This is a genomic window from Intrasporangium sp. (assembly GCF_051961875.1).
Taxonomy (GTDB): Bacteria; Actinomycetota; Actinomycetes; order Actinomycetales; family Dermatophilaceae; genus Intrasporangium_A.
Map to the genome: position 1 here is coordinate 1 of NZ_JBQCCV010000286.1, position 16,285 is coordinate 16,285.

Below are 16,285 nucleotides of genomic sequence, written 5' to 3' on the forward strand. Positions count from 1 at the left end.
GCCACCCCGAGCGCGCCACCAGCGGCGGCAGCGCCCGAACCGGGCGGGCTCATCTCGTCGGTACCATGGGCCACCCAGCCCGCCAACCCCGGATCGGGCGCCGAGCCGGCTCCAGCCTTCACGGGACGTCACAGCCCACCCCCCGCGCCGACCCTCCTTCCAACAGCCGCGGCACCCAGCCCCCAGCCACCGGCACCCATGCCCCGGCCGCCGGCCGACCCGGCGAGCCACACGATCGCGGCCGAGCCCGACGACGCGGAGCTGACCGTCGACCGCAGTGCCCTGCTCGCCGCCCGCAACGCGGCGCTCGACGGCGGTCCCGGCCCACGGGTCATGGCGGTCCTCTGCGCCGCCGGCCACTCGAGCCCGCCGCACGCCAACCACTGCCGGGTCTGCGGCGAACCGATCCCGCCACAGGAGCCTTTCGAGATGCCCCGGCCGGCACTCGGCATCCTGCGCCTGTCGACCGGCGACATCGTCACCCTGGACCGCAACGTCCTGTTCGGGCGCGCGCCGAAGCCCGTAGACGGCCTCTCGGCTGAGGAGCAGCCGCACGTCGTCAAGGTGCCGAGCCCGGAGCGCGATGTCTCGCGCAACCATGTCGAGGTGCTCGTCGAGGGCTGGCACGTGCTCATCCGCGACCTCGGCACGACGAACGGGACGACCGTCGCCCTGCCCGGCGAGACCGCGGTACGCCTGCGGGCCAACGACCAGCAGTCCCTCGAGCCCGGCTCGGTCGTCTCGATGGCGGACGAGGTGTCCTTCATCTTCGAGGTCGGCTCGTGAGGAAGGGCGCGCCCCCGAAGATCCCCGGACTCGTCTTCGTCCAGCCGCTCGGCTCGGGCGGTTACGCGGACGTCTTCCTCTACGAGCAGCAGAGCCCGCGGATGCCGGTCGCGGTCAAGGTCCTCAAGTCCGAGGGCCTCACGGACGCCCTGCGGCACCAGTTCGCCGACGAGGCCGACACGATGGCCCAGCTCGGCGACCACCCCTACATCGTGCAGGTCTTCCGCTCCGGCACCTCCGACGACGCCCGCCCGTACCTCGTCATGAAGTACTACCCGCCGCCGAACCTCGCCGCGCGGGCCCGGCAGCAGCGCTTCTCCGTCGAGGAGGTGCTGCGCATGGGCATCCAGCTCGCCAGTGCCGTCGAGACGGCGCACCGCGCGCACATCACCCATCGGGACATCAAGCCTGCCAACGTCCTCATCAGCACGTATGGCGCCCCCGGCCTCACCGACTTCGGCATCGCGGGCCGCGGCCGGCGCGCCGGTGAGTTCGAGCCGGAGAACACCGACGACGTCGGGGTCTCCGTGCCATGGGCCCCGCCCGAGGTGCTCTACGGACAGAGCAACGGCGACGAGCGCGCAGACGTCTACTCCCTGGCGGCGACCCTGTGGCAGCTGCTCGTCGGGCGCTCGCCGTTCGAGGTGCCCGGCGGCGACAACGGCGCCTACGCCCTCATGCCCCGCATCCGCAGCACGCCGGTGCCGACCACGGGGCGGCAGGACGTCCCGGCCGGCCTGGAGCGGCTCCTCGCCCAGGCCATGGCCAAGGACCCGGCCCATCGCCCCGCCTCGGCGCTCGAGCTCGCGCGCGCCCTGCAGGCCGTCGAGCAGCAGCAGCGCCTCGCCCGCACCCCGATCGTCGTCCTCGACGAGCAGGGCCACACCACCCTCGTGAGCCAGCCCTCCGGCCCGGGCGGCGCGGTCGCCGACGACGAGGACCGGACCCGCATCAAGGCGCCGCAGACCGTCATCGCCCAACCGTCGCCAGAGGAGGCCACGCGCCGTCGTGGTGACGCGCCAGGCGTCCGTGTGGCGCCTCCGCCGGCTCCCACGTCCCCCGCCCCGCCCGCTGCTCGGGCCGGCATCGGTCGTGGTGTCCCCGTCGCCGGGGTGCCGCTGCGCTCCGAGGTCGCGACGGATCCGGTCGTCGCCGGCCACACTTCCCGCCTGGAAGCGGCGGAGGAGACGACGGTCCGCCGGGCGGTGACCGCGGCTGCTGCTGCGGACGACACGTCCGTGGCCGAGCCGGGACCGGGGCGTGCGAGCGGCCCGCGTCGGCGGCTCACCGCCCCCGTCCTCGTCTGGGGGCTCGCGGCCGGAGTGGTCGTCCTCCTCGGTCTCGTCGCCTTCCTCGTCATGCGGCCGCAGGGCGACTCCGGACCGCCCGAGAGCCAGCCCGACCCCGTCGGCACGGTCTCGATGCCCGGGGGCGACAGCGCGATCGGCGACGGGGTCTTCGACAAGCCCACACTCGAGGCGGACTCCGCGAAGGGGTCGGTCACCTTCAGCTGGTCCTATGCCTCACCGCGCCCGACCGACACCTTCCGGCTCTACGTCGGCGCGACCTCGAGCGAGGCCCAGCAGGCCGAGCCCATCATCGTCAAGACCACGAGGCACACGATCAAGGCCAACCCCGGCACGAAGCTGTGCGCCGTCGTCAAGGTCAACCGCAACGGACAGGGGTCGCCAGCATCAGAGCCGCGGTGCGAGACTTCGCAGTGATGACAATCCACACAAACAGCCCGTAATGCCGCACGCCCACTGCTCGTGGGCGTAGGCGGCCAGTTTCGTTGACGCCAGGTGATAGGGGACCTGACCGTGATCCACAGCAAGGTGACCGTGATGTTCTGCGGCGAGGAGTATGCCGTCTCGCCGCAGCACGGGCTCACCATCGGCCGCTCGGGCGACGTCGAGATCGACGACAACCCCTATCTGCACCGGACCTTCCTCGTCGTCTCGTACGAGAACGGCTTCTGGTGGCTCTCGAACACCGGCTCCACCCTGACGGCGACGGTCGCCGACGACCAGGGCCTCTTCCAGGCCTGGCTCAACCCCGGCGCCCGGGTCCCCCTGGCGATGCCTCGCCTCGTGGTGTGGTTCACGGCCGGCCCGACCACCTACGACTTCGAGATCCACGTCGCGAGCCCGGCCTTCGCCAGCGTCACCTCGGAGGCCACGCGCGAGGCGCTGCCGGACGACACGGGCGCCGCAACCGTCGGGCGGGTCAACCTCACCCCCGACCAGAAGCTCCTCGTCGTCGCCCTCTGCGAGCCCTTCCTGCTGCGGCGGGAGGCGGGCACGAGCCAGATCCCGTCCTCGGCGGCGGCGGCCGAGCGCCTCGGCTGGACACTCACGCGGTTCAACCGCAAGCTCGACAACGTCTGCCAGAAGCTCGCCGACAACGGCACCCGGGGCCTGCACGGGGGCGTCGGCAAGCTCGCGACGAACCGCAAGGCCCGCCTCGTCGAGCACGCCCTCTCGACGAAGCTCGTCGTCGAGGAGGATCTCGCCCTGCTCGATGCACCTGCGAGCAGTGAGAGCTCGAGCTCGGGGAGCCCCGCGGCCGAGGTGGCACGGTGAGCCCGACCTTCACCCGCGCCGCCAGGAGCAGCCGGATCGGGATCGCCAGTACCCTCGTCCTCGCCCTCGTGGCAGGCCTGCTCGTCTGGTTCGCGACGCGCTCGGAGGGTGAGGTGGTGCGCAAGGCCGACCTCAACGACGGGGGCATCTGGGTCTCGAACAGCTCGCAGGCCCGCTTCGGCCGGATCAACCAGGCCGCGCGTCAGCTCGACGCCGGCGTCCTCTCCGACGGCTCGCCCGGGTCCGGCCTCGACATCTTCCAGGACGGCGCGGCCGTCGTCGGCTACTCGAGGGCGAGCAACCAGATCACCCCGATCAACCCGGCCGAGGCCACGCTCGCCGAGTCGCAGTCGATCGTCCTGCCGAGGGCCATCCCCGCCACCGGCAACCGGGTCTACACCGCGCCTCCCGTCGACCTCCGAGGCGGCACCATCGCGATGGTCGACCCGGACAAGGGCCAGGTCCGCGCGCAGCGGGTCGTCGAGCGGGCCGGGATCTCCGGCCTCGACCAACTGCAGAGCCAGGCCAAGCCCCTCGTCACGGTCGGCGGCAACGCGGCCGTGGCGGTCGGCCAAGGCGGCACGGTCTATGCGCTCTCCGGCGAGAAGGGCGTCCTGGCCGTCCTGCACCCCGCCGGCACCGGGTTCGCCAAGCCCGTCGTCTCCACCCTCGGGTTCTCGTCGAAGTCCGCCCAGGTCACCGCGGTCGGCAGCCACTGGGTCGTCTTCGACTCGATGACCGGCCGCCTCTGGTCCGACCGGCTCGAGGGGCCGGTGCAGGTCTCCGTCGGCCGCGGCGGCGACCCGGGCTCACCGGCCTACGCCGCCCTCCAGCAGCCGGGACCCGACGCGCCATACGTCCTCATCGAGGACGCGGCCGGGCTCACGAGCGTGCCGATCGCCCCCGACGCGACGGGTGAGGCGGCCGGCGTCAAGGTCGTCGAGGCCCGACCCGGTGACGACGTCCTGCTCACCGCCCCGGTCCGCCTCGGCGCCTGCATCCACGGAGCCTGGGCCACGAGCAGCAAGGTCTTCTACGGCCGCAACTGCACGGGGCAGGGCCAGGCCGACACGGTCGACCTCGGGCCGAGCAGGGTCGGTGCCCCCCGCGTCGAGGGCGTGCGGCTCCGGGTCAACCGCGGCCTCATCGTGCTCAACGACCTCGACACCGGCGACGTCTGGGACGTCGAGGACGAGCACGTCAAGATCGACAACTGGAACTCCGTCATCCCGCCTCCTCAGACGGACAACAAGAACAGGCGCAAGGACCAGAACCTCATCGATGACGAGGTCAGCAAGACCCCGCCGCAGGCCAAGCCCGACACCATGCGGGTCCGCCCGGGCCGCACCTCGACCCTGCACGTCCTCGACAACGACTCCGACAGCTCGGGCTCGATCCTCTCGATCGCCCCGGGGGACGTGACCCGGCCCAACGTCGAGGGCATCACCGCCGCCCCCTCTGCAGACGGCCAGACGATCCAGGTCACCGTCCCTGAGGAGCCGGCCAGCAACCACTTCTGGTTCGACTACACCGTCAACAACGGCACCGGCGCCAAGAGCGGCCGCGCCACGGCCCGGGTCACCGTCGAGGTCGTCGGACCCGAGGTCAACACTCCGCCGCGGCTGCGCGAGGGCAGCGCCCAGCTGGCGAGGACGAAGTACCCCGTCGTCCGCAACGGCCAGGTCAAGGTCGGCGTTCTCGCCGACTGGCGCGACGGCGAGAACGACCCGCTCCAGATCCAGCCCGACGACCAGTCCGTCGGCGTCGACTCGGCCGGGACCATGACGGTCCGCGCCCCGGACCGGGCCGGCGAGCAGCAGGTCGGCTACGTCGTCGACGACAGCCACGGCGGTTCCACCAAGGGCACGACGACCATCACGGTCCTCGGCGACGACGACAAGCCGGTCCCGCCGCGGACCCAGCCCGACGTCATCCGCGGCGTCGTCGGCAAACCCGTCCAGCTGCAGCCGCTCGGCAACGACATTCCGGGCGCCGACCCGACGGACCCCGAGGCCCGGCTGCGGCTCGCAACCGATGTCAAGGGCCCCGGCTCGCTCGTCATCGACACGAATACCGACACGGGTGTGCTCACGGTGACCGGCCGGACGGCCGGCACGTCGACCTTGACGTATGCCGCCCAGTCGGGTTCCGGCGTCGCCGTCGGTCGCGTGCGGGTGGACATGTACGCCGACCCGGGTGCCGACCTGCCCCCCGTCGCGACGCCGGACAGTGCGGTGCTGCGGGGCCAGCTGCCGGTCCTCGTCGACGTGCTTTCCAACGACTACAGCCCGCGCAGCGACGTCATCGTCGTGCAGAAGGTCGAGACCGACGGGGCCTGGCTGCGCGCCTCCGTTTTCCAGGGCCGCTACGTCCGGGTCGAGGCGACAACCCCGCTCGCCGGGCAGAAGGAGCGGCGCGGCATCCTGCACTACACGATCAACGACGGCACGAAGTCCGCCGTGGGAGAGATCACCGTCGTGCAGAGGCCGCCGCTCGACAAGAGCGTGCGGCCCACGGTCGTGGACGACGAGGCGGTCGTCCGGGTCGGCGACGCCGTGACGATCCCCGTGCTCAACAACGACTCGATGACCGAGGGGATCCCGCTCAAGCTCGACCCGAGCGGGGTCAAGGTCGCCAAGGGCGGCGGCCAGGCCTTCGCCTCGGGCAGCGTCGTGCGCTACGTCCCGCCGGCGGGCAGGATCACCTCGCCTCAGACAGCGGTCATCGAGTACTCCGTCTATCCCGAGGGCCTGCGCGCCCGTGCCGCGACGGGCCGGGTCACCGTGACGATCAACCCGCTGCCGGACAGCGTCAAGAACCCGAACCGGCCGCCGACGGCGCGCAGCTTCTCGGCGAGTGTCACGGCGGGCGACACGATCTCGATCACCGTGCCCACCAGCGGCGTCGACCCCGACGGCGACCTCACCTTCGTCGGCGGGATCGTCGGCCAGGAGGGTGGTGCGGTCGACCTCCAGTACGGCCGGGTCCTGGGCTTCGGTGCGGCGACCATCCGCTACGAGGCCTACCCGCGCAGCGCCGGCACGGAGGTCATCCACTACCAGCTGCGCGACCGCTTCGGCGCGACCAGCGAGGGCTTCATCCGGGTCGGGGTCGTCCAGCCCGGCGACCCCCAGCCTCCGGTCGCCGTCGAGGACGACGTCGTCGCCGCTCCGGGCCGCACCGTCCACGTCGACCTTCTCGCCAACGACCTCATCTCCGCGGGGGACGTCGTGAAGTTCGAGGACTTCGCGGCGCTCAACGGCCCCGACACCCTCAAGGACTTCAAGAGGCAGAAGGACGACACGTTCAAGGTCGTCGCCCCGCCGGAGGGCCCGGCCAAGGTCATGACCTACGGCATCACGGACGGCCTCTTCGACCCCTCCCGGTCGACGGTCACCGTCCGCGGGCTCAAGAACTTCAACAACCCGCCGATCGCGGTCGACGACACAGCCGAGCCGAAGCCGGGCGAGACCACCGTCCTGGTCGACGCGCTCGCCAACGACCGGGACCTCGACGGCGACCACTCGAGCCTCCGCATCGTCAAGGTCGTCGGCGACGGCGCCGTCATCGAGCAGAACAAGGTGCGCATCACCCTGCGTCCGGAGGCTCGGGTGGTGCCGTACGTCATCGCCGATGCCGACGGTGCGACGGCGATGGCCCTCATCTACGTGCCCGCCGGCGACAACGGCCTGCCCTACGTCCTCGACGGCAAGGTCATCAAGATGAACGCCGACTCGACGGTCAAGGTCGACCTCGGCGACTACGTGGCCGACCCGCGCGGGGGGAAGGTCTCGCTCACCTCGCCCGACACCGTCTCGACCTCGCCGAAGGACTTCCTCCAGCAGCACGCCGACTCCGCGACCCAGCTGAGTCTCACCTCGCTCGGCTCGTACGTCGGGCCGGCAGCCGTCATGCTCGAGGTGACCAACGCGAAGGTGCCGGGGGACAAGACCGCACAGACGGCCTATGTCACGATCCCGGTGCAGATCGGTCCCGATGTCCCCGTGCTCCGCTGCCCCGCGTATGAGGTGCAGCTGGTAGCGGACGGACCCGCCCGCAGCGTCGACATCCCCCGCCTCTGCCACGCGTGGCTACCGGAGGGAATGGACGGCAGCAACGCCCGCTACGAGGCGTCGTGGTCGCAGGGCATCGACCGGGTCGACCTGACCCTGCAGGGTGCTGGCGGCCGCACGGTCGTGCTCAAGGCGCAGCCCGCGACCAAGGCCGGCTCGACCGGAGTCGTCACGGTCAAGGCGAAGGGTGGCGCGGAGTCCTTCCCGATCCGCGTCCGGATCACGAGCGCGCCCCCGATCGCGACACTGCGCCCCGCCCACATCGAGGGGCTCATCGCCGGCACGAGCGAGACGGTCAACCTCGGGCAGTACCTCGACAGCCCCCTCGGTGCACCGCGCTGCGAGCTCGTCTCCGCCCAGGTCACGAGCGGCACCGGCCTGTCGGTCTCGACGAGCGGCTGCAACGTCACCGCCAAGGCGTCTGAGCAGGCGCGCAACGACGGGCGCATCGACGTCCGCGTCACCGATGCCCCGGGCAGGCCATCCGCGATCGGCCAGATCACGGTGACGGTCCGGAGCAAGCCGGATGCGACCGACGCCCCGGTTGCCGTTGCGGACCGCATCCAGGGCGGGAGTGCCCGGGTCGACTGGCACCCGCCCGCCTACGACGGCGGCCTGCCGATCCTCGAGTACGAGGTGCGGGCCAACGGTGGGCCGACCCGGGCGTGCTCCGCCTCCCCGTGCACGATCGAGGGCCTGACGAACGGCCAGCAGTACACCTTCGCCGTGCGCTCTCGGAACGCCGTCGACTGGTCGGACTGGAGTGCCGAGTCGAACGTCGTCGAGCCCGACACGAAGCCGCAAGCGGTGTCGATCAGTGACGTCGTGGCGGGCGACCAGAAGCTGACGGTGAGCTGGACCGAGCCGAAGAACGACGGCAGTGCCGTCATCGAGTACCAGGTGCAGTACGTCAACATCGGCGGACAGGCCGGCGCGACGGGTCTCCGCAAGGTCACGGCGCCCGGCCTCTCGAGCGTCCTCACCGGCCTGGTCAACAACGACGCCTACCGGATCCGGGTCCAGGCCCGGAACAAGGCCGGCTGGGGACTCTACGGCCCCGAGGTCAAGGCGCAGTCATTCGGCAAGCCGGCCAGTGTGCCCGCGCCGACGCTCTCGCCCCGGACGCCGACCGCCGGAGACTCGAACGCGCAGGTGTCGGTGTCGTGGTCGGCCGTCGACCCGAACGGCCCACCGATCACCCAGTACGACGTCTACCGGCGCACCGGCTCGGGGGGCCACTGGGTCCACATCGGCAGCCGCTCCGGCGGGGAGTCGCGCGTCGTGAGCGACACCATCCCCTACAACGGGCAGACCGTCCAGTACACCGTCACCGCGACGAACGGCGGTCCGGCGACCTCCGCCCAGGCGAACTACTCGTCCTACCGGGCCGACGGCATCCCCGAGACCCCGACCCTGAAGTCGGTGACGACGCCGAGATCGGACCACGCCGCCAACGCGAGCTTCTCGCTCGGGTCGGCACGCTCGACCGGCTACACGTCGGTGCGGTGGCAGACCTCGGGCGGCCGGAGCGGGTCGTGGAGCTACACGTCCGGGATGTCCGGCGGCCGTGCGACGGACCTCGGCACGAGCCAGCAGACGATGCAGGTCCGGGCCTGCAACACGGCCGGCAACTGCTCACCCTGGTCGAACGCCGTGTCGTTCCACCCGTACGGCCCGACCCAGGGCGTCGGGGGGATCAGCGAGTCGCACAACAACTCCTCGATCACCTTCTCGTGGAGCAAGCCGGCCGACAACGGCAACGCCATCCAGGGCTACAAGGTCCGGGGGGACGTGAACGTCGACCTCGGACCGAACCAGACGTCCTACACCTTCACGGGCTTGGGCTACTCCCAGACGCGCACGATCAAGGTCACGCCCTACGCGAACCGGTCCGGCGACGGACCGACGGCGGGACCGAGGTCGGGCACGACCAACGCGGCACCGCCGCCGCCCCAGCCGACCGTCGACTGGGTGCGCCCCTCGGGCTCGACCGGCTATCGGCCGGGCTGCAGCAGCGGGGACTGTCAATGGATCCAGTACCACCTCAGCAACTTCCAAGGCGGCGGCTCGATCTACTGCACGTTCGACAGCAGCGACGGGACATGGCCGTACAACCGCGACGACGGCACGAACGGCTCGATCCAGCCCGGCAACGGCACGAACACCTCCGGCAAGTTCTTCGGCTTCGCAAAGGGCTGGGTCAAGGTCACCTGCTACGGCAGCAACGGGTCCGCCTCCTTCACGAAGAACCCGTGGGGTGGCTGAGGGACGACGCGCCAACCGCGCGCCGCGGCGGGAGCGAGCTCAGCGGCATACGACAGCAGTGCAACGAGACGACAGGAAGACGAGACCCATGAGCGGGGCCAGCCCCATCACCCAGGACCAGGTGACCTGGTTCGCCCAGACCTTCCAGCAGCTGGTCGGCAACATCGAGAAGGCCGTGCTCGGCAAGGAACACGTGACCCGGCTTGCCCTGACCTGCCTGCTCTCGGAGGGGCACATGCTGCTCGAGGACTATCCGGGCACGGGCAAGACCCAGCTCGCGCGGGCGCTGTCCGCGACGGTGCAGGGCTCGCACAGCCGGATCCAGTTCACGCCGGACCTGCTGCCGTCCGACGTGACCGGCGTGACCATCTACGAGCCGAGCAAGCAGGCGTTCGAGTTCCACCCCGGCCCGATCTTCGCCACAATCGTGCTCGCCGACGAGATCAACCGGGCCTCGCCCAAGACCCAGTCGGCGCTCCTCGAGGTGATGGAGGAGGGGCGCGTGACGATCGACGGCACGGCGCACTCGGTCGGGCAGCCGTTCATGGTTCTCGCGACGCAGAACCCGATCGAGCAGGCCGGCACCTACCGGCTGCCGGAGGCCCAGCTCGACCGCTTCCTCATGAAGGCCTCGGTCGGCTACCCCGACCACGAGGCGACGATCGCGGTCCTCGCCGACGCGAAGACCCGTGACCGGGCGGGGCGGCTGCAGCCGCTCATCGCGAGCAGCGTCATCGTCGACATGGCCCGGCTCGCCGACGAGGTCCACGTCGATCCGGCGATCCTCGGCTACGTGAGCCGGATCGCGGAGGAGTCCCGGCGGCACCCGTCGCTCAAGCTCGGCCTGTCCGTGCGTGGCTGCCTCGCCTACGTCCGGTGTGCGAAGACCTGGGCGGCCTCCCAGGGCCGGACCTACGTCATCCCCGACGACATCAAGGTGCTCGCCGAGCCGGTCCTGTCGCACCGGCTGCTGCTCTCGGCCGAGGCGCAGTTCGCCGGCACCTCCGTCGACCAGGTCATCGACCAGATCCTCGGCCAGATCACCCCGCCGTCGGAGCGCGCGTCGGCGTGAGCGAGGGGACCGTGAGCCAGATGGCGGGTGCGACGAGCCGGGGGATCCGGCAGCTCACCCAGCCGCTGACGCAGACGCTGACCCAGGCGGCGCAGCAGGCGCGCCCGGTGTGGCGGCCGGTCGTTGGCGTGCTGCGCTGGGTCTCGCCGCTCGGCTGGGCGATCCTGGCGCTCGGGGTCGCGTGCTGGCTCATCGGCGCGCGCTGGGGCTGGACCGAGCTGCTCATGGTCGCCGCGGCCGCGCTCGTCCTCGTCGCCGTCTGCCTCGTCCTCGCCCTCGGCCGGACCCGCGTCACGGTAGACGCCGAGGTCGACCCGCGGCGCGTCATCGTCGGAGAGCCGGCCACCGGCCGGGTCATCGTGCGCAACGAGGGCCGCGCGCCGATGCTGCCCCTCCTCGTCGAGCTGCCCGTCGGGTTGTCCGCGGCCCGGTTCGTCCTGCCGCCGCTCACGGCCGGCACCGCCCACGAGGAGCTGTTCGTCGTGCCGACCAGCCGCCGCGGCGTCATCCAGATCGGGCCGGCGACGACGGTCCAGGGCGACCCGCTCGGGCTGATGCGCCGCACGCTGCGCTGGACCGAGCAGACGGAGCTCTTCGTCCACCCTCGCACGGTCGCGCTCGAGTCGCTGGGCGCCGGCCTGCTCCGCGACCTCGAGGGGTCGACGACCGAGGACGTCTCGATGAGCGACCTCGCCTTCCACGCGCTGCGCGAGTACCAGCCCGGCGACGACCGTCGCCACATCCACTGGCGGTCCTCCGCGAAGGCCGGCAGGCTGCTCGTCCGGCAGTTCCTCGACACCCGGCGCTCGCATGTCTGCATCGTCGTCGACCCCGACCCCGAGCAGTACCGGTCAGGGTACGGGCGCTCCGGCGTCTCCGGCGACGCCGCGGAGCAGGAGCGTGACATCCACTCGGCCAATGCGCCGAGTGCCGTCGACGCGGACGTCGAGACGGCGATCTCCGTCGGCAGCTCGATCATGGTGCGCGTCGCCCTCGACGAGCAGGACGTGACGATCGTCTGCGGCGACCATTCCGCGGCGCGGACCCTGCCGCAGGTCGGCCTCGACGCGATGTCGCGCGTCGTGCCCGGCCCGGTCGACCTGCTCGCCTCCGCGCTCGCGGCGGCGGAGGCCGCCCCCGACACCAGCACCTGCTTCATCGTGACCGGCCCGCACCGGCCGTTCGTCGAGCTGCAGCGGGCAGCCGGGCAGTTCCCGCCGGAGGTGAGCAAGGTGATCGTCGTCGTCGACCCGGATGCGACCCACGGCATCCGGCACGGCGGTGGCCTCGTCATCCTCACCCTCGCGCGGCTCGAGGAGCTGCGCCTCCTCCTCGTGGCAGGAGTGGCGAGATGAGCAGCATCCCCGCGCCGCCGACCCTGCGCGAGGCCGGGCCGTCGCTCGGCGAGCGGTTCCGTGGCGGCGTCGCGCGGCTCCGTCCCGGTGTCCCGCAGCTCGTCGACGCCGGCTTCACCGTCGTCCTCGTCGGCCTTGCGCTCATCGGCTTCCGGACGACCTTCTTCGGCCTGGCCTGGCTCTGGGTCGGCCTCGCGGGCCTGGTCATCGGCCTGCTCACCGCCCACGTCGGCGCGACGTTCCGCTGGCCGGGGCTCGCCACGGGGGTCGCCAGCGCAGCGGCCTACCTGCTGCTGGCCGGCCCGATCGCCGTGCGCGAGGACCTCATCGGCGGCGTGCTCCCCTCCATGACGAGCTTCCGGACGCTTGTGCACAGCGCCGTGCCGGGCTGGAAGGAGCTGCTCACCGCCCTGCCGCCGGTCGACTCGGAGGGCCCGTACCTCGCGCTGCCCTTCCTCTTCGGGCTCGTCGGCGCCACCCTCACGTATGGCGTGTCGCGGCGCTGGTCGGGCGCGCTCCTGGCGCTCGTGGCGCCGCTCGCGCTCCTCGTCGCCTCGATCACCCTCGGCACCCTCACCCCGGCGTCCTATGCGCTGCAGGGCGCGGTCTTCTCCCTCGCCGCGATCGGCTGGGCCGCGCTGCGGAGCAACCGCAACCGCCCGGCCCTGCAGAACGGTGCCGGCCGCACCACCCGAAGCGTGACGACAGCCGTCCTGCTCGGTGTCGCGACGGCCGGTGGTTTCCTCCTCGGGCCCCACCTGCCCGGAGCAGACGACTCCGACCGGACCGTGCTGCGGACCGGCCTCGTCCCGCCGTTCGACGTGTCCCGCTACCCGAGCCCGGTGGCCGGCTTCCGCCAGTACACGAAGCCGAACCCGGCCGGGCGGTGGGACCAGACGCTGCTCACCGTCCAGGGCCTGCCCGACGGCGCGCCCATCCGCTTCGCGACCCTCGACTCGTATGACGGAATGGTCTGGGGCGCCGGCAGCCTCGCCAACGAAGGCGACGGCGACCAGGGCTCCGGCTTCCGGAAGGTCGGCAGCCATATCGCCTCGCCGGACGCCGTCGGCGAGGTGGTGCAGGCGACCATCACGGTGCCAGCCGGCGGCTATGACGACGTGTGGCTCCCGACGGTCGGTGACGTCACCGGCGTCGACTTCAGCGGTGGTCGTGCGGAGACGCTGCGCCGGGAGCTGCGGTTCAACATCGACACGAACACCGGCGTCCTGCCGGTGAAGCTCGCCGCGGGCGACCGCTTCACGATCACGGCGCGAATGCCGTCGGGGACCGGCAGCCTGCCGAAGCAGGTCGACCTCGACTCCGGCTCGCTCGTGGACACCCAGCCGCTCACCTTCCTCGAGGACCGCGTGGAGCAGTGGACCCGCTCGGCGGACGACCCGTGGGCACAGGTCGTCGCGATGACGAAGGCCATGCGCGACGGCGCATACACAGACGGGGGGGCGCCCGGGACCTACCAGAACGTCTTCCTCCCGGGCCACTCTCTGGCGCGGATGGCGATGTTCTTCAAGTCGAGCCAGCTCGCCGGCAACGACGAGCAGTACGCCGCGGCCCTCGCGCTCGCGGCGAACCGGCTCGGCATCCCGACCCGGGTCGTGCTCGGGGCGATCCCGGGGGCCGGCGGCGCCGTCAAGGGCAAGGACGTGCACGCCTGGGTCGAGGTGCGCACCACGACCGGCGCCTGGCAGACGGTCCTGCCCAAGGAGTTCCTGCCGGACTACAACAAGCAGCCGGACCAGGTGATCCGCAAGTCGGACGAGAAGAAGACCGGCGTCCAGGTGCCGCCGCCCGCCGTGCAGAACCCGCCGAGCGTCCTGCAGGGTCCCGACCAGGCGCAGAACGCGACCCAGCTGCACCGGCCGCAGAAGAACGACGACAACCCGCTCAACCCCGACAACTGGCCCGACTGGCTGCGCTGGCTCCTCTTCGTCCTCGGCGGCCCGGTCCTGTTCGTGCTGTTGGTCTATGGGGTGATGCGGCTCGCGAAGGCGGTCCGTCGTCGGCGCCGCCGCACGGCGGGGGCGACCTCGACCCGGGTCACCGGCGGCTGGCGAGAGATCGTCGACACCGCGCGTGACCTGCGAATGCCGTTGCCGGCCATGGCGACCCGCCTCGAGCAGGCGCACGCGCTGGAGGCCCATGTGACGGGTCCGGCGGCCGAGCGCCCGAGCCCGGTTGTCGACGGCGCGGTGATGGGGGCGCCGGCAATGGTGGTCGAGGACACACCGGACCCGGTCCTCGAGCGCCGCCGCGCCCTCGCCCTCGTCTCCCTCGCCGAGTCGGCCAACGCCCTTGTCTTCGACGTGACCGAGCCGACCCACGAGGAGGTTGCCGCCTTCTGGGCGGACGTCGACACGGCGCGCAAACGCCTGCGGTCACAGGGGAGCTGGTGGCAGCGCCTCCGGGCCGACTTCTCGCTCAAGACGTTCCGCCCGTCAGGTGAGGGTATGCCGCTCATTCCGGTCCCGAGGGCGACGTCGCGTTCCGCTCGCCACCGACCGTCGAGCGGCCATCGACCGTCGAAGGGCCGCCAGCCGTCGAAGGGCCCCATCGCAACGGGCAGCCGGTCCGCCCCGAGTGAGCGGAAGCGAGCACGGCGTCATACCAAGGAATCGAGAAGAGGCGACACGTGAAGCTGAAGTTCGTCCTCCGCACGGGCGACCGGGAGACCGACCTCGTCGCGACCACAGACTCGGCCACGACGGTCGGTGACCTCGCCGGCCACCTCGCAAAGGCCGATCCGTATCGCTCGACGGTGCTCGGGAGCGACCAGCCGATGACGCTCGCACTCGTTGACCAGGACATGCGTGGGCTCGACCCGCGCGCGACCGTCGCCGAGAGCGGGCTGACGTCGGGGGACCGCGTCACCGTGACTCGGGCAGGTGAGGGTTTCGTCGACCGGGGCCGGCCAGCCGCTGTGGCCCGGATCCGCAGCGGCCCCGACGCCGGGCGGGAGTTCCAGCTGGCGCGGGGCACCGCTTACATCGGCCGCGGCCGCGGCTGCGAGATCCGCCTGACTGACGAGTCAGTGTCGCGCCGGCACGCGAAGCTCGTCGTGCAGGAGGTCATCGAGGTCGTCGACCTCGGCTCGGCGAACGGCATCACCGCTGCGGGACAACCGGTTTCGCGGACCCAGCTGCGGCCCGGCGACGTCGTCCAGCTGGGCGACACGGAGCTCGAGGTGTTCCTGCACGGTGCCGACGCCGGGACGCGGCCCGGCAGCGGCGTGCTGTCCGGTGACAGCGGGACCGTGGCGTTCTCCCGGTCGCCGCGAGTCGCGCCGCGCTACGTCGGCGAAGAGTTCCACGTCCCGGAGCTGCCAGACCGCGGCCGGTCGAACCCGATGCCGATCGTCGCGATGGTCGTGCCGCTGCTCATGGGTGTCGTCATCTTCGCGATGACACAGAGCCCGTACTCGATCGTGTTCATGCTGATGATGCCGCTGATGATGGCTGGCACGTACTACGAGGCCCGACGGCAGCAACGCAAGGACTACGCCGAGGCCATGGCCGCCTTCCGCGATGACCTCGCGCTCCTGTCCGACCGGATCCAGTCTCGGCTCCGGCTCGAGGCGGAGACCCGGCGCGCCGAGCACCCCGGCTCGGCAGGGTGCCTCACGGCGATCCGCGACCGCAGTGCGCTGCTGTGGACCCGCCGCCGAGACGGCGACGGCTACGGCGAGCTGCGACTCGGCACCGGCACCCGGGCGTCACGCTCGACGATCAAGATGCCCTCCGTTGGCCGGTCGAAGGCCGAGGCATGGCTGGAGGTGTCCGAGGAGCTGAGCGGGCTCGAGGTCGTGACGGACGTTCCGGTCGTCGCCTCGCCCCTCGAGACCGGGGCGATCGGCGTGTGCGGACCACGCAGCAACGCCCTCGGTGCCGCCCGGTCCGTGGTCACACAGGCGGTTGCGCTCCACTCGCCCGCCGACCTCGTGGTCACCGCGTTCGCCTCGGGTGCGACGTCCCGCGAGTGGGACTTCCTCAAGTGGCTACCGCATACGACCTCGCCGCACAGCCCCGTCGGAGTCGCCCACCTCGCGGCCTCGCAGCCCTCCTGCTTCGCACTCGCTGATGCGCTCGACGACCTCATCGCCGGCACCGGGAGCGGGGTCGGCCCTGCGTCGGCCGCCTC

General features: G+C 71.8%; 8 protein-coding genes. All 8 read left to right on the forward strand.

All coding sequences use genetic code 11. The features are described 5' to 3' along the window. Positions 1-786 (forward strand): FHA domain-containing protein (locus ACTHJJ_RS17875; RefSeq protein WP_440304298.1); only part of this gene is annotated, 786 nt, incomplete at its 5' end. Further along, positions 783-2,510: a serine/threonine-protein kinase gene (locus ACTHJJ_RS17880; protein ID WP_440304299.1), complete on the forward strand. Its 1,728-nt coding sequence runs from the start codon at positions 783-785 to the stop codon at positions 2,508-2,510. The genes ACTHJJ_RS17875 and ACTHJJ_RS17880, both read left to right, overlap by 4 nt. Before the next feature lie 120 nt (positions 2,511-2,630). After that, a complete protein-coding gene (locus tag ACTHJJ_RS17885) occupies positions 2,631-3,368 on the forward strand; it encodes a hypothetical protein (RefSeq protein ID WP_440304305.1) in 738 nt (245 codons plus the stop codon). Further along, positions 3,365-9,706: an Ig-like domain-containing protein gene (locus ACTHJJ_RS17890; RefSeq protein WP_440304300.1), complete on the forward strand. Its 6,342-nt coding sequence runs from the start codon at positions 3,365-3,367 to the stop codon at positions 9,704-9,706. Before ACTHJJ_RS17885 ends, ACTHJJ_RS17890 begins: the two co-directional genes overlap by 4 nt. Before the next feature lie 88 nt (positions 9,707-9,794). Next, on the forward strand, positions 9,795-10,778 hold the full coding sequence (locus ACTHJJ_RS17895; RefSeq protein WP_440304301.1) for an AAA family ATPase: 984 nt from the start codon (positions 9,795-9,797) through the stop codon (positions 10,776-10,778). Then, positions 10,775-12,133, forward strand: a complete 1,359-nt coding sequence (locus tag ACTHJJ_RS17900; RefSeq protein ID WP_440304302.1) for a DUF58 domain-containing protein — start codon at positions 10,775-10,777, stop codon at positions 12,131-12,133. Before ACTHJJ_RS17895 ends, ACTHJJ_RS17900 begins: the two co-directional genes overlap by 4 nt. Next, entirely contained in the window at positions 12,130-14,784 is a 2,655-nt protein-coding gene (locus ACTHJJ_RS17905) for a transglutaminase domain-containing protein (RefSeq protein ID WP_440304303.1), read from the forward strand. The genes ACTHJJ_RS17900 and ACTHJJ_RS17905 overlap by 4 nt, the downstream gene beginning before the upstream one ends. After that, the coding region (locus ACTHJJ_RS17910) for an FHA domain-containing protein (RefSeq protein ID WP_440304304.1) at positions 14,781-16,285 on the forward strand (1,505 nt) is incomplete at its 3' end. The genes ACTHJJ_RS17905 and ACTHJJ_RS17910, both read left to right, overlap by 4 nt.

Coding starts and splice junctions, on each gene's coding strand:
- ACTHJJ_RS17885 (WP_440304305.1), top strand. CDS start 2,631: ATGTTCTGCGGCGAGGAGTATGCCGTCTCGCCGCAGCACGGGCTCACC.
- ACTHJJ_RS17895 (WP_440304301.1), top strand. CDS start 9,795: ATGAGCGGGGCCAGCCCCATCACCCAGGACCAGGTGACCTGGTTCGCC.
- ACTHJJ_RS17905 (WP_440304303.1), top strand. CDS start 12,130: ATGAGCAGCATCCCCGCGCCGCCGACCCTGCGCGAGGCCGGGCCGTCG.